Source organism: Bradyrhizobium sp. B124, from assembly GCF_038967635.1.
Classification (GTDB): Bacteria; Pseudomonadota; Alphaproteobacteria; order Rhizobiales; family Xanthobacteraceae; genus Bradyrhizobium.
This window is the reverse complement of sequence record NZ_CP152413.1, coordinates 6344641-6358994: the sequence shown is the minus strand read 5'-3', so window position 1 is coordinate 6358994 and position 14354 is coordinate 6344641. Positions and strand designations below refer to the sequence as shown.

Sequence of the window (14354 nt, the reverse complement as noted above, 5' to 3'; positions counted from 1 at the left end):
ATGGGTTAATTCTGAACCGGAAAAAGGGGTCAGAGATACCGTTTGAGATCGGTCGCCGCCTCTTCCGGCGTGCGTTTCAGATTGAACGGCGCAACGAAATGGCCGTCGCGGTCCATCAAATAGATCAGCGCGGTGTGATCCATCGTGTAGTCGCCATCCTTCAGCGGCACCTTCTTGGCGTAGACCCGGTAGCTCGACAGCACCTTGGCGATCGCGGCGGGATCGCCGGTCAGGCCCTTGAGGTGCGGATCGAAGCTCGAAAGGTAGTCCTTCATCGCCGTGGCGGTGTCGCGTTCCGGGTCGACCGAGACGAAATAGGCGTTCACGCGGTCGGCGTCCTTGCCCATCGCCTTCAGCACCTCCGAGATCTCGAACAACGAGGTCGGGCAGATGTCCGGGCAATGGGTGAAGCCGAAGAAGATCAGCGTCGGCTTGCCCTGGAGGTTCTTGTCGGTGACGGTCTGGCCGGACTGGTCGGTGAGCTGGAACGGGCCGCCGATCGCGGCTGGCGCGGCGACGGTGCGCAAGCCGCCGACCGCCCACAACATGAGGAACAGGCCGACCGCCAGACTGCCCGCGAAGGCAGCAAAGATCACCAATGGGCGCGTGGTCCGGGGCATGATGCAAGGGCGTCCTTGTCAGAAGCAGGCGGCGATGCCGGCCGTGATCATTTCGAAAAACACCGCGGTCCCGTAGTGGAACCAGAGCGCGGCAGCGGCGAGCGAGGCCAATCCGCCGATTCCGGCAGCGCCCCACAGGATCGCAGTTGCCACCCGGCCCTGCGGAGCCGTCACGAGCTCGGATCGGGTGGAGATCGGCTGAACCATGCGGTTGAGATAAGCCGGGTTCCGGCAGGCAGCAAGCGCAATGGCCATCGCAGGCCGTCAAATGATAGCGAGGCGATTCCGGGCCCTTACCTCGTCATGCCCGGTCTGCCGGCGATGACGAGAGAGGACGCTCGCCGAGATCGGGCTCAGCGCGCGGGCTCGGCGGGCTTGGGCGCCGAGGCCTGGGCGTTGAGGTAACACGGCTTGTACAGCGCCTGCAGTTGCTTGCCGCGCAGGAAGATCATGTGCCGGGTCAGGCCACCGCGGTCCGCGATCCATCTGCGTACCGCCGGCGGGTACATCAGGTACAGCATGTGGGTGGCTTCGGGATTGGGGACCGGGCGGCCGTTGTCGCCGTAATCCCAGGCGGCATGGAAGCCGAGACTGGCGTGTGAGGTCACACAGATCCGGTCATGCGGGACCTTGCCGAGCACGATGGTGCAGGCCGAGGCGCACAGCCCGTCGATGATCACGGTCTCACCGGAGGTGCGCAGGTCCTGGTACTTGTCGACATAGATGCCGATCTTGCCGCCGCGATCATCGGCGATCCTGACCACTGCCTGAGACGCCCCCATTCCCGCCAGCAGGAGAACCGCAGCGAGCAACCCCGTCATCAACTTCATTTTGGCCAGCCCCAGTCGAAACCGAATCTGTTTGGTCTGTGATGCAAGACAATCGTGAGCGTGTTGCGGCCGCGGATTTTTGTCCAGACGAGCGAAGCCGGTCAAAACAAATTCAAATTGGGTGTTGCGCGGGCGCTGCAGTGGCGTGTGGAAAAGGTCCCAAACTGGAACAACTTGCCGCAACCATTTGATGCCTCGCCGCCACAGGCAAGGTCCATTTGGCGTTGACCGCGCACAACGACGCGGTCTTGAATCCCGTTGGGACGGGGGAAATCAAAATGGCTGACGATGCAGATGTGATCGTGATCGGCGCCGGACTTGCCGGTCTGGTCGCCGCGACCGAGATCGCCGACGCCGGCAAGCGCGTCATCGTGCTCGACCAGGAAGGGGAACAGAGCATCGGCGGCCAGGCCTTCTGGTCGTTTGGCGGATTGTTCCTGGTCGATTCGCCGGAACAGCGCCGCCTCGGCATCAAGGATTCCGTCGAACTCGCGTTGCAGGACTGGATGGGCACCGCCGGTTTCGATCGCGAGGAGGATCATTGGCCGCGCAAATGGGCCGAAGCCTATGTCGCGTTCGCCGCGGGCGAGAAGCGCAACTGGCTGCGCGCGATGGGCCACCGCATTTTCCCGGTGGTCGGCTGGGCCGAGCGCGGCGGTTACGACGCCATGGGCCACGGCAATTCGGTGCCGCGCTTCCATGTCACCTGGGGCACCGGCCCCGGCATCGTCGAGCCGTTCGAGCGGCGCGCGCGCGAGGCTGCCAGGAACGGACAACTGGTGTTCAAGTTCCGCCATCGCGTCGATGCGCTCAGCATCAGCAACGGCACGGTCGATGGCGTGAGCGGCGCGATCCTGGAACCGTCAGGCGTCGAACGCGGCAAGAGTTCCTCGCGCAACGTCGTCGGTGATTTTTCGCTGCGCGCGCAAGCGGTGATCGTCGCCTCCGGCGGCATCGGCGGCAATCATGATCTGGTGCGGCAGAACTGGCCGAAGCGGCTCGGCGAGCCGCCGAAGTTCATGATCTCGGGCGTGCCCGAACATGTCGACGGCCGCATGATCGGCATCACCGAGCAAGCAGGCGGCCGGCTGATCAACCGCGATCGCATGTGGCACTATGTCGAAGGCATCCAGAACTGGAACCCGATCTGGCCACGTCATGGCATCCGGATCCTGCCGGGACCGTCGTCGCTGTGGTTCGACGCCACGGGCAAGCGGCTGCCGGCGCCGCTGTTCCCGGGCTCCGACACACTCGGGCAGCTGCACTACATCATGGGCACCGGCTACGATTATTCGTGGTTCATCCTGACCCAGAGCATCATCAAGAAGGAATTTGCGCTGTCGGGCTCGGAGCAGAACCCCGACCTCACCGGAAAAAGCTGGCGCATGACCATCAAGCGCGCCACCAACAAGGGCGCGCCGGCGCCGGTGGAAGCCTTCAAGCAGCACGGCGCCGACTTCATCGTGCGCGACAATCTCACCGACCTCGTCGGCGCCATGAACAAGCTCGCCGGCAACGACCTCTTGCAGCTCGACGCCATCAAGACCCAGATCGAGGCGCGCGACCGCGAGATCACCAACCCCTATGTCAAGGATGCGCAGGTGATGAACCTGCACAATGCGCGGCGCTATATCGGCGACAGGCTGATCCGCACCGCGAAGCCGCACCGGATTCTCGATCCCGAACACGGCCCGCTGATCGCGGTGAAGCTCAACATCCTCACCCGCAAGACGCTCGGCGGCTTCGAGACCGATCTCGATTCACGCGTGTTCGGCAGAGATCACCAGATCATCCGCGGGCTCTACGCCGCCGGTGAAGCCGCCGGCTTCGGCGGCGGCGGCGTGCACGGCTATCGCTCGCTGGAGGGCACGTTCCTCGGCGGCTGCCTGTTCTCGGGGCGGAATGCGGGACGAGCTGCTGCGAAGGCGGTGGGCTAGGAGCGCAGCGATGTTGGGCAACTGGTTTCGACGCAAAGGCGGCGCCGTCGAGCCCGGCCCGTTCTATCGACCGTACCGGGACGATTCGGCAAACCAAATCTACAATCTGCTGTTCTGCGACAATATTTCCCTGCTGAACCAGCAGTCCAAGCAGGGTGATCTCGGCGCAGTCCTGTCCGACAACATCGATCGGGAGACGCTAGATCGGATCGGCAACGACCTTGATGTCGAAAGCCGTACCCGCGTCCTGGCGTTCAATCGTCTGCGCGCCATGAAGGCATCGGTCCCGCGCAAGCGGTTGCTCGGTACAATCGTCGAGATGCCGCTGCATGGAGGGATCGACACGTTGGCGATCTATCTCGACCACCGCCTGCGCTACATCAATCATACTGGAAAGATGGCGATCTTCGAGAGTACCCCTTCCCCGCTGTCAGCCTGTCTGGACAAGGTTTTGAGCGCATCGCAATTCGTGGTGAACCGCTACGGTCCATGGGACAGGGTACGCAAGGCTCCGCCGACCGGCGATCTCACCCGCATGACTTTTCTCGTCTCGGACGGGCTGTATTTCGGTGAGGGACACGCTTCGGACCTGCTGCGCGACCGATTTGCCGCGCCTGTCCTGAGTGCAGTCGGTCGGCTGATGCCGCTGCTTGTCGACGAAGCTCTCAGGATAAACCGCAGCAAGTCATGAGATCGATTCTGCAAATCATCGAGTGCGCAACGTTTGGAACCCCGTCACTAGGGGCGCTGCCAAAAATATCGAAAACAACCCCATGCAAAGTAGCCGGCGGTGGCCGGCGTTCGGCCAAGCCACTTGACGCGACGGGCAACTCAGGGATATATTTCTATTATTCAGAATTAATGCAAATGTCTCGCCACAACTTGATCCCATCCTGCGCCAGGCCGTGCACCCATAAGCCCGGCATGTGACACGTCCGCTTTGCTCTCATAGCGACCAGGTTCGTACCGCGGCGCAATAAGTCACGATGAGCCAACAGCAGACGCGATAGCCCAATCAGTTCGCTCGTTTCCAAATTACGTCGACTATATCTCCCGCCGGGGGACAAACGGTCAGCGTCAGTCGGTCTGCCGCAATCGCGACAAAGCGCTTCTGTTCGGTGCCATTCCAGTTTGGAAAGGAACTGCCTTCGACGTGGATTGCGATGCTGCTATCTGCCTCGTTCGCAGAATACGTTCCGAAGTAGGTTATCGTGCCGTCGGCGGTTTCCTTGTTTTCCTCGGGCGTGCCCTGCCACAGGGTATTGCTCGCGTATTTGGCTCGATCCGAGCGCATCACCGTGATGATGTATCGCCCACCCGCATCAAAGAACGCGATGCCCTTCGGAGCGGCCCCATAACGCTCGATCTTGGTGCCGTCGCCTTTCTTTTGCTCCCACGAGAGCAGCGTCCACGTACCAACCAGTTGATCTTTTAGCGATTGCTTCTGACCAAGCGCGTCGATTGTCATCATGAACGATCCAAAGGCCGCAACAGCGCATGCGGCGAAGATTGCTCGCAAAGTCATTGGTATCCCAAAGGGAGGATTGATAGCATCAGTCAAGCACCCGGACGTTACCATGCACGGGCGAGACGGGTAAGATAAAGGCCGCCAAGTCCGCCTTGGGCCAATACCGGACCTGTTGCCACTCCGCTGCCCGAAGGACTTGGCGTGGCGGGCCATGAGGCAGTCGTCGAAGGGCTCGCAGATTCATTCCCCCTGGTTAGTATGGCCATTCTCGAAGTCTGTTCCTTTCATGGGAGGACGGCATATGCGCTTCTTCGCCCTCGCTGTTGTCGTGTATTGCTATTTTACGCCTGGATTGGCTTTCGCGCAGGACACAGCGAGGCAGCTGGCCGGCAGTTGGAAGCTGACTTCGTGGACCATTCAGATCATCGGTGGAGACGTCACCAAACCGTTTGGTCGCAATCCGAAAGGCAGGGCGCTCATCACGCCGGACGGGTACGCGGCATTCGTCATCGCGGCGGCAAATCGCAAACCGGCGGCAAACGATGCAGAGTCGGCAGCTCTCCTCAAGACGCTGATGGTTTACACCGGCCCATTCACAATCGAGGACGACAAGTTCACAACCAAGGTCGATATATCCTGGAATGAGCTTCTGACCGGGCAGGACCAGGTGAGATTTTTCAAGTTGCAGGGCGACAAGCTGACCATTCGAACGGCAGAACAAGCCAGTGCCGTTTATCCCGGCAAGAAGGTGGTCGGAACCCTCACCTGGGAGCGCGAACGCTAAGACCGGCCGGGCTAGCGTTCGACGTTCTTGCACGCCGAAGCGCTGTGACGTCCGCTTGACCCCCGACACCGGACCTTCGATAGCAAGCGCGGCATTTCCGAAAAGGGCCAAGAGCTGACGCAGACGCCGACCGGGTCGCCCATGGTCTAGAGTCGTCGCACACCTGGCCAGCAACGGGTAGCGTCGCGGAGATGTTACCCTTCGGCTGCGAATACGTAGCCGTTGCCATCCTTGGCCAGCGTGCCGACGTTCGGCATCAACCAGTGAGTACCCGAAATGGTGAGCTTGTCGGCGACCGCGCGATCGAAGATTTTCTTACGCGTTTCGACAGCCATTTGCGGATCCTGGTCGATGGCAAGCTGCCATTCCGGATTTGTTTGAATATGGGGCGAAAGATTGACCACGTCGGCGCTGATCAGGAACTGTTTGCTGCCGGATGACACCAGATGCGCCACCATCCCCGGGCTGTGGCCGGGCGCCTCTACGGCGCGTACGCCGGGCAGAAGCTCTGATTCTCCCTCAAAAGGTCTGACGTTTTTCCACGTCGCCACGGTAGCTTGAATGCGCCGGGCAAGGCCTTTGCGCGTCGGTCCGAGATCGATCGACTCCACTCCCGGGCGTGTCCACCATTTCAACTCCGCAGCGGGCACCACGATCTCGGCATCCGGGAAGACTTGCGCATTGGTCTCATTATTCATGAGGCCATAAATATGGTCGCCGTGGAGATGGGAGATGAGAATCGTCTTGACTGCCTTGGGGTCAAGGCCTGCCGCCGCCATGCTCTCGAACAGCCGGCCGTTCCCCTCACCATAAATCGGATGACCGCCCGTACCCGAGTCGATGAGGACCACTTGATCGCGCAGCTTGAGCGCCATGACGATAAACCGCAGTGGCGCCTGATTGTCGGGAAAACCGGCGCCACGCAACACGGTCTTGACCTGTTCGACGCTGACATTCCTGACCATGCCCTCCCGCAGCGGAACGTCACGCATGCCATCGATCAGAGAGAAGATTTCAATGTCGCCGACCTTGTATTTGCGGAAAGGTTGCGTGACGGACTGTTGAGCGTGAGCCGCGTCGACAAACGTGATCGGCTTGTCGAGTCCAAACGCGGCATAAGCACCGGCTGCGCCAAGTGTCACGTCCCGACGCGAGATACCGGACATCGTTCGGGGCTCCCCGCTGACTGAATGGATCGAGCATATCAATGGGGATGTGCACTGCACAAGGTCAGCTTTGGGTCAAACTGAGAAGGCGCCCGGCACGATCTTGGCGCCGGTCAGGGCCTCGGCGGCAGGATACCCGACGCCGGAGTCTGCGCCAAAGACGTCCGCTTTGCCGGAGCGCAGCAAGCCATCCGCATGGATTGAAGATCGTGACCCGGCCGGGATTTGCGAACTCCCATGGAGCGGGAGCTTTCGGCAACCTCGGGCCGCCCGCCAACCCCGGTGCCGCCCTTCCAAGGGGTTTTGTTCAGATGAGCCTGAAGGTGAGTGCGATCAAGAAGAACGCGATCAGCCCGATGCCGACCAGCTTGAAGACATACGGGGCCTCAACGTCGTCGCCGAGCCGCTCGAAGGACGGCCCCCCAGGACCGTTGCGACGAACCCCAGAACAAGGAGCGTGATCGACAGGATTGTGGAGGCGGTATCGCCGATCGATGCTCCCATTTTGGACATTCCGCTCCTTGGATGTGGCTGAGAGATTTACAACATCTACGGGTTGAGGAAGAGTTTCCGACGCGCAGCAATCTGGGCAACAAGCCAAATGCGCTGTCGCTTCCTGGCCCATAGCTGACGGTCTGCATAATCGCCGCGAACGTCCGCTCTTCGAGGTCAACCGGAAGCTTCCCTGTTCGGTCGCGATCGACGGCTTTTGATCCACAGCGGACTTCGTGCGCATCGCGTTCGGTTACGGAGCCAATATCGCAATTGATAAACTTTGATCGGCTCGGCAAGTCTTTCTTTGGAACGAGCCGATAAAGCCTTCAGGCACGAAGGATTATGTCCATGTACTTCCTCACCGCCTGTCTGATCGTGGTCGTCTTGAGTTTCGAGGTATCGTTTCGTCGATCCTGGCATCTATCACGGAACTCTCGGGGGGCTGCCCCGGCCCAGCGGCTCGTAGCGCGGCGGCGGGCACTTGGGCCCGCATTCTGCGCTCTAATTTGTACGCTGGTGGTGCTGATCGGATTCGATCATGTTCAAGACAAGCTTGGTCTCTCCGCAACGACCAATCTCATGATGCTTGGTGCCTCTTTCTTCAGTGGCTGGTTTCTTGGCGTCATTGCCGGGATGGATCGGGATTGAAGCCGCGATCAACGTAAGCGAAAAATGCCATCGGGCTATGGCCGCCGCCGCTCCAGTTTTGGCCCTTAGCATGTCCGTCGGAGTGCTGGACATTCGCTTTTGACCCCGAAACGCCCGAGGACCAAATGGCCGAATTTGTCATTCGCGCAATCGGCGCTCTCATCGAAGCCGTATTGGACGCGCTGGTCGCTCACACGGGAAGACGAGTGCTGGCACTTTGTGGATTGCAATCGAACCTGTTCGTCGAGTTTCTGATCGGGTTTGTTGTTTGGGCGATTTTCGGACTCGCGCTGACAGTGCTCATCACCGTGCTGTTTGTGAAACCATAGCGATTCTCGCCGAAGTCCTCTAAGAGGTCTGCTATTGGCCCATAGCCCTTACGCAGCGGCCCTAATCCGCCTCCGCGCTGAGAAAGCGGACGCCGAACGTGTCGGCGTTGGCCTCGCCCCAGTCGTAGAGCGCCTGCAGCATCGGCTTCAGCATCTCGCCGCGTTTGGTCAGGCAATAACGCGAGGAGCCGCCGCCGCGCTCCTGCTTGACGAAGCCTGAATTGCAGAGATCGCGCAGGCGCTCGGTCAACACCTTGTCGCTGAGCTGCGGAATGTCGTGGCGCAATTCGCCGTAGCGCATCGGCCGCACCTTCAGCCGGCTCAGGATCACGGTCTTCCATTTGCCGCTGAGCTGATCGATCGAGAACTCGACCGGGCAACCATATTTGCGCTTGGTCTTGCGGATCATCGCAACTCTCCCGCGGCACTTTCCATCTGGTTCGTTGAGAGCCGCCGTCGATCCATCTAAGCACGCTTTGCACGGGTTGGGCGAGTTCAGGGATCATTGCAAGGCATGACAGAGGACAGTTCCGCCCGAGGCCCGAGCGGCGAGCGACATCCGCGCAAGCGCATCATCGTCAGACGCAACGGGCCCTACGAACCCGACCCCGGCATTCCGATTGTCGATCATCTCGGTGTGCCTGTTACCGCCGAGGCGCCGGTGCGGCTCTGCCGCTGCGGGCAATCGCAGACCAAGCCGTTCTGCGACGACAGCCACATCGCGCGCGGCTTCACCGGCGCCAGGGATCCACGGCAGGTGCCCGACAAGCTCGACGTCTATGCGGGGCAGCAGGCCTACGTGTTCGACAATCGCGGCACCTGCGCGCATTCCGGCTTCTGCACCGACCGGCTCAACTCGGTGTTCCATCTCGGCGAGGAACCGTTCATCGCGCCGAGCGGGGCGCGCCTCGACGACCTCATCAATGCGGTGCGCCGATGTCCGTCGGGCGCGCTCGGCATCGGCATCGGCCCCGCGCGGGACGCCAACCTGTCCGACGTCGACCGGCCGCCGCAGATCGAAGTATCGAAGGATGGCCCCTATCGCGTCACCGGCCAAATCGAACTGGTCGACGAGGATGGCGCGCCGATCACAGGGAATGCGGGCGCGTCGCAGGAGCATGTCAGCCTGTGCCGCTGCGGCTCGTCGCTGAACAAGCCGTTCTGCAGCGGCATGCACTGGAACGTCGGATTTCATGATCCGGTTCCGGATCCGATGCGCGAGCCGACGCTGTTCGAATGGGCCGGCGGCTATCCCGCACTGCTCGACATGACGCGCATCTTCTACAGCCGCTACGTGCCGGAAGATCCGCTGCTCGGCCCGCTGTTCGCCGAGATGTCGCCGGATCATCCCGAACGGGTGGCGGCCTGGCTCAGCGAGGTGTTCGGCGGCCCGCGCTTCTACACCGAACGCTATGGCGGCTATCGGCGGATGGTGTCGCAGCACATCGGCAAGGAGATCCGGCCGGAGCAGCGCGCGCTGTGGGCCACCTACATGGTGCAGAGCGCCGACGATGCCGGGCTGCCGTCCGATCCGGAATTCCGCGCCGCGTTCGTCGCCTATATCGAATGGGGCTCACGGATCGCGGTGGAGAATTCCGGCGCCGACGCGAAACCGCCACCGAACATGCCGGTGCCGCGCTGGTGGTGGGTCTGCAACGCAACGCCGGCTGCGCGGCCGTCCGCAATCGCAGGCGACGCGCAGGCCCAGAACGAAGCCAGCGTCGCGCTGCCCGGCCCCGGCGAGGCCGTGCAATTCGAGCAACACATCCGGCCGCTGTTCCGGCCGATGGACCGCAACTCGATGCTGTTCGCCTTCGATCTCTGGAACAAGGCGGACGTCACCAATCACTGCCGGCAGATCCTGGCCCGCCTCGAGGCCGGCACCATGCCGTGCGACGGCGCCTGGCCGGCCGAACAGATCGCGCTGTTCGCGCGCTGGGCCGATACGCGGGACGCACCGACCGGATCGTGAAGCCACGCTCCGGACAGACTGGTTGAACCCGCCTCGCCGGCGTGCTGCAATCGTCGCAATAAGGCGGGTTTCTTTGGCGATGCGACGGTGCCCAATCGGCTTACTGGTTTTGGCTGGCGAACTCGCGTTGAGCAGTGGGCCGGCGGCTGCGGATTCGCTCGTCGTCAACGGCACGACGCGAACCTTCACGCTGCAGGCTCCAGCCACCAAGCCGGCGCCGCTCGTGATCGTGCTGCACGGCAAGACCCAAAGTAGCGCCGACATGATCACGCGGACGTCGTGGCCGTTGATCGCCAGGCGCGACGGCTTTGCAGCGGTCTATCCCGACGGGTTGAACCGCGCCTGGGCCGACTCCCGGCCGGACACACGCCGCGCCGGCAATCCGCCGCCGGAAGGCACCGACGACGTCGCCTTCATCACCCAGTTGATCGCAAAGCTCGTCGGCGACGGCACCGCCGATCCGAAGCGCATTTATGTCACCGGCATCTCCAACGGCGGCGCGATGGCCATGACGCTGGCCTGCGAACGCGCCGACCTGTTCGCCGCGGCGGCCAGCGTCGTCATGAACCTGACCGATGAGTCAGCTGGGGCTTGCCGGCCCGCGCGTCCGGTACCGATGCTGCTGATGAACGGCACCGTCGACCCGCTGATCCCCTATCAAGGCGGCCGCGGCACCAGCTATTTTGCAGCCGACGGATTCTGGTCGACCGAACGCACACTGGAATTCTGGCGACGTGTCGATGGCTGCGAGACCAAAGACGCCGCAACCACCGATTTGCCCGACCGCAATCCGTCCGATCAATCGACAGTCACGCGGATCGACTCGGCCTGCCCGCAGGGACGTGACGTCGTGCTTTACCGCGTGAATGGCGGCGGTCATCGCATGCCCGGCCACTTCCCGGACGCGCATTTTACGAAATTGGCGGCGACGCTGCTCGGCCCCCAAAACGGCGACATCGACGGCGCCGACACGATTTGGGCGTTCTTCGCGCGATTTCCGTGAGCGGTGCTGCAAATTGTGCAGTGGCGGTGGTCGCCGTGACAGGCTAGAGGGTTGGTTCTGATCAAATCAGAACCAAACCTCTCGATCTCTTGTCTTGACGCGTTTTCTTCACGCGAACCGGTAGCCACTTCGCTTGAAAACGCTATGGACATGCCCGCCATTCAAGTGGAGACCCAAATGAGCATTCAGCGTTTCGAAACCGGCCCGCGCATGAGCCAGGCCGTCGTGCACGGCAACACCGTCTATCTCGCCGGCGTTGTCGCCGGCAAGGCCGCGGGCGGCAGCGTCACCGACCAGACCAAGGACATCCTGTCGATCATCGACGGCCATCTCGCCAAGGCCGGCACCGACAAGTCGAAGCTGCTCAGCGCGACCATCTACATCACCGACATGAAGACCTTCCCGGAAATGAACGCGGTGTGGGACGGCTGGGTCTCTGAGGGTAACACCCCGGCTCGCGCCACCGTTGAGGCCAAGCTCGCGGCGCCGCAGTACAATGTCGAGATCATGGTCGTCGCGGCGAAATAGACGCGACGCGGATCATGCCATGGAGTCCGATGCCCCGGATTGCAAAATTGCAGTTCGGGGCATTTCATTTGGCACTCAGGCGCTGATCTGCGATCGCTCGCCCGCGGCCTCGCCGAGGTCGGACTGAAGCCAGCGGGCAATCCGGCGCCACGGACCGGCCAGAGCCTTGCAACCCATGAACAGCCCGAGGTGACTGCACGGCTCGGTGTCGCATTGCAGCCACGCGGGCGGCGTACCCAAGAGCCGCAATGTCGCAAATGCCTGGTCGGGCGGAACGACGATGTCGTTCTCTGCGGCGAGCAGGAAGACGGGCTGCTTCACTGCAGCGAGATCGATCTTGCAGCCAAGCGCGACGAAGTCTCCGGCCGCAATCCGGTTCTGGCGAAAGATCCAGTCGGTCACTTCGAGGTAGTAGGTGCCCGGCAGATCGAGCGGCTCGCTGTTCCAGCGCGTGAAGCAATCGAGCAGCGCCCGTGCATCCTCCGACTTGTCGTCGAGCCGCCGCTGCAGCGCCGCTTCCACGTCAAGCCTGCTGAGCGGGACGCTCCAGACCTGCAGCATCTGCCTGCCACTGACGATTCCATTCCCCTGGCGCACCAGCGCCTCAAAACCTTGCTGCGGAAGCGAGGCGACCATCCTGGAAAGCTCCGACGGCACAGAGACGTCGACCGGGCTGCCCGCTAGCACGAGCCGCCGCACCTTGCCGGGAAAGCGCGCGGCATAGAGCAGTGACAGCCAGCCACCCTGACAGAGACCGGCAAGGTCGACGGGCGGCCCGATCGTGTCGACGGCCACGTTGAGATCGGACAGATAGGTGTCGATCGAGAAATATCGCATCTCCGGTGCCGCCGAGAGCCAATCCGTCAGATAGAGACGTGCAATACCCGCGCCTCGTAACGCCTCCATCAGGCTGTGGCCGGGCGCAAGATCCGCTATCTTCGCGCGGTGCAGCGCATAGGGCGCGCAGACCAGCAGCGGCTGGCCTTCGCCAGCTCTCGAGAAGTCCAGCAGACGCATCGACGGCAGTTGCAGCGCCACCGAATTGGCCGTCGTCCAGGGCAGCGCCGCCACTTCGTCCGCCGCATCAATCGGTTCGGGCGCGCGACCGGGGTACCACTGCGAGTAGATATCGAGCGCCAATCGCGTGGCTTCAAACGGCCATAGCCAAGCGTGCTGCACCCAGTCGGCGCTGGCACTTCGTTCCGATGGGTCCGTCTTTTCGTGCAAGCTCATTCACCGATTGATCGCCACCGGAATAGTCCGACCGGCACGGATCGAAGCCTTGACCCTGATCAAGAACCGACGAATTCACGTTGGTCACTCTACGCCAAACCCGCCGGGACGGCAGCCACGCCGGGACGTCACGATTTCGCGATCCCGGCACGCCTTGCAGCCAGGCGGGGACACCATCGCTTCGGCGGCTATGCGGCGCGCGCCGTGCCCTTCTCCGCATCGAGCCTGCGTGCGAACAGCCAGCGAAAATAGGTCAGCGGCGCATCGGCGCCGATCGCCAGCAGCTGATAATCCGGATCGACGTCGAGCACCTTCTGCTGCGCCTCGATGAAATCCTTGTCCTCGTTGAAGGCCTCCTCGAGGGAATGCCGCAGCGACAGCGAAATGTTCGGATTGTCGATGTCGAAATCGTGCAGGTAGTTCCAGAAGAAGTGGGTCGAGGAGCGTGTCTCCGGCGTCATGAACTGCGCGTTGCGGTATTGCCGCGTGCCCGGAACCTGAACGCCCTTCTCCACGCCCTGCCCCGCCGGCGCAAACGTCGTGTCGAGCGTGAAGATGCCAGGCACGATCATGCGGCCGATATTGCGACGATCGACCTTGTCGTCGCGGTTGGAGATCACCTTCTTGTGGTAGGGCGGCGCATCGGCGCCCATGTGCCAACGCTCGACGCGGAAGCCGTCATCGAGCTTCTCGATCGCCACCGGCTTGGTCTTGTAGGCGTATTCCTCGGAGCCGCCGAGCGTGTTGGTGTGCACGAAGGCCAGATGCGCGAAGTCGCTGAGGTTGTCGACGATCAGGAGCCAGTTGGCCTTGTAGTGCATGTAGCCCGGCAGGCCGCGCCATTTGGGATCCTCGAGCGGCGGATAGTCGAGGATCAGCTTCGGATCGGCCTTCTCGGCATCGCCGGTCCAGATGAAGATCATGTTGTAGCGTTCGACCACCGGATAGCTGCGCACGCCGAGCTTGGCGGGGATCGCGTCCTGGCCGGGGATCTGGATGCACTTGCCGTCGGCCGCGAACTTCATGCCGTGATACATGCACCTGATGTCGTCACCCTCGACGCGCCCCATCGAGAGCGGCGCGGCGCGATGGCAGCAACGGTCGTCGAGCGCGACCACCTTTCCGCTGGCGCCGCGATAGATCACGATCGGCCGCTCCAGAATGGTGCGCGCCAGCTTCTTGCCGTCGATCAGCTCGTGGTTCAGCGCCGCCACATACCAGGCGTTGCGCAGGAAAATTCCGTCATCGGCCATGTCAGCCTCCCAATGCAATGTTGCTTGCAATGAGGTTAGGTGATCCCGGTCATCGGGATAATCCGATTTGGCTGGACACACTGTACCG

At 62.2% G+C, this 14354-nt stretch carries 16 protein-coding genes; 8 read left to right on the top strand and 8 right to left on the bottom strand.

Annotation, left to right across the window (positions count from 1 at the left end; genetic code table 11):
- Window positions 1-29: 29 nt before the first annotated feature.
- The 3 genes from AAFG13_RS30185 to AAFG13_RS30175 all read right to left on the bottom strand — a co-directional run bounded on the left by AAFG13_RS30185 (window position 30) and on the right by AAFG13_RS30175 (window position 1450).
- Window positions 30-620 (bottom strand): SCO family protein, encoded by a 591-nt coding sequence (locus AAFG13_RS30185; protein ID WP_342709080.1) that lies wholly within the window; start codon window positions 618-620, stop codon window positions 30-32.
- 18 nt (window positions 621-638) lie between these two features.
- On the bottom strand, window positions 639-875 hold the full coding sequence (locus tag AAFG13_RS30180; RefSeq protein WP_342709079.1) for a hypothetical protein: 237 nt from the start codon (window positions 873-875) through the stop codon (window positions 639-641).
- A gap of 98 nt (window positions 876-973) precedes the next feature.
- Complete coding sequence (locus AAFG13_RS30175; RefSeq protein WP_212319829.1) at window positions 974-1450, bottom strand: hypothetical protein; 477 nt, start codon at window positions 1448-1450, stop codon at window positions 974-976.
- Window positions 1451-1728: 278 nt separating this feature from the next.
- Between AAFG13_RS30175 and AAFG13_RS30170 the strand changes: the two genes are divergently transcribed.
- Both AAFG13_RS30170 and AAFG13_RS30165 read left to right on the top strand, forming a co-directional pair.
- Window positions 1729-3387 (top strand): FAD-binding dehydrogenase, encoded by a 1659-nt coding sequence (locus tag AAFG13_RS30170; protein WP_212319826.1) that lies wholly within the window; start codon window positions 1729-1731, stop codon window positions 3385-3387.
- 10 nt (window positions 3388-3397) lie between these two features.
- A complete protein-coding gene (locus tag AAFG13_RS30165) occupies window positions 3398-4078 on the top strand; it encodes a hypothetical protein (RefSeq protein ID WP_212319824.1) in 681 nt (226 codons plus the stop codon).
- Between the two features lie 324 nt (window positions 4079-4402).
- On the opposite strand, the gene AAFG13_RS30160 is transcribed toward AAFG13_RS30165, so the two are convergent.
- Complete coding sequence (locus AAFG13_RS30160; RefSeq protein ID WP_342709078.1) at window positions 4403-4858, bottom strand: lipocalin-like domain-containing protein; 456 nt, start codon at window positions 4856-4858, stop codon at window positions 4403-4405.
- Window positions 4859-5156: 298 nt separating this feature from the next.
- Here AAFG13_RS30160 and AAFG13_RS30155 point away from each other — a divergent pair, with 298 nt between their 5' ends.
- The gene (locus AAFG13_RS30155) at window positions 5157-5639 is read left to right on the top strand and encodes a lipocalin-like domain-containing protein (protein ID WP_342709077.1); all 483 of its coding nucleotides are present in this window, start codon (window positions 5157-5159) and stop codon (window positions 5637-5639) included.
- Window positions 5640-5833: 194 nt separating this feature from the next.
- Here AAFG13_RS30155 and AAFG13_RS30150 read toward each other — a convergent pair whose 3' ends face one another.
- Window positions 5834-6805, bottom strand: coding sequence for an MBL fold metallo-hydrolase (locus AAFG13_RS30150; RefSeq protein WP_342709076.1), 972 nt, complete (start codon window positions 6803-6805; stop codon window positions 5834-5836).
- Window positions 6806-7648: 843 nt separating this feature from the next.
- Between AAFG13_RS30150 and AAFG13_RS30145 the strand changes: the two genes are divergently transcribed.
- Window positions 7649-7948: a hypothetical protein gene (locus AAFG13_RS30145; RefSeq protein WP_212319815.1), complete on the top strand. Its 300-nt coding sequence runs from the start codon at window positions 7649-7651 to the stop codon at window positions 7946-7948.
- Window positions 7949-8073: 125 nt separating this feature from the next.
- Complete coding sequence (locus AAFG13_RS30140; protein WP_212319813.1) at window positions 8074-8277, top strand: hypothetical protein; 204 nt, start codon at window positions 8074-8076, stop codon at window positions 8275-8277.
- A 61-nt stretch (window positions 8278-8338) separates the two neighbouring features.
- On the opposite strand, the gene AAFG13_RS30135 is transcribed toward AAFG13_RS30140, so the two are convergent.
- Window positions 8339-8686 carry a helix-turn-helix domain-containing protein gene (locus AAFG13_RS30135; protein ID WP_163153530.1) on the bottom strand — a complete coding sequence of 116 codons (348 nt, stop codon included), beginning with the start codon at window positions 8684-8686 and terminating at the stop codon, window positions 8339-8341.
- Window positions 8687-8791: 105 nt separating this feature from the next.
- Between AAFG13_RS30135 and AAFG13_RS30130 the strand changes: the two genes are divergently transcribed.
- From AAFG13_RS30130 to AAFG13_RS30120, 3 genes are all read left to right on the top strand, one after another.
- Window positions 8792-10249: a CDGSH iron-sulfur domain-containing protein gene (locus tag AAFG13_RS30130; protein ID WP_342709075.1), complete on the top strand. Its 1458-nt coding sequence runs from the start codon at window positions 8792-8794 to the stop codon at window positions 10247-10249.
- A gap of 79 nt (window positions 10250-10328) precedes the next feature.
- Window positions 10329-11252: a PHB depolymerase family esterase gene (locus tag AAFG13_RS30125; RefSeq protein WP_342709074.1), complete on the top strand. Its 924-nt coding sequence runs from the start codon at window positions 10329-10331 to the stop codon at window positions 11250-11252.
- A gap of 177 nt (window positions 11253-11429) precedes the next feature.
- A complete protein-coding gene (locus tag AAFG13_RS30120) occupies window positions 11430-11780 on the top strand; it encodes a RidA family protein (protein ID WP_028339041.1) in 351 nt (116 codons plus the stop codon).
- Window positions 11781-11855: 75 nt separating this feature from the next.
- Here AAFG13_RS30120 and AAFG13_RS30115 read toward each other — a convergent pair whose 3' ends face one another.
- Both AAFG13_RS30115 and AAFG13_RS30110 read right to left on the bottom strand, forming a co-directional pair.
- Window positions 11856-12851 carry an alpha/beta fold hydrolase gene (locus AAFG13_RS30115; RefSeq protein ID WP_342713426.1) on the bottom strand — a complete coding sequence of 332 codons (996 nt, stop codon included), beginning with the start codon at window positions 12849-12851 and terminating at the stop codon, window positions 11856-11858.
- Window positions 12852-13201: 350 nt separating this feature from the next.
- Window positions 13202-14266 (bottom strand): aromatic ring-hydroxylating dioxygenase subunit alpha, encoded by a 1065-nt coding sequence (locus tag AAFG13_RS30110; RefSeq protein WP_342709073.1) that lies wholly within the window; start codon window positions 14264-14266, stop codon window positions 13202-13204.
- Between the last annotated feature and the right edge of the window lie 88 nt (window positions 14267-14354).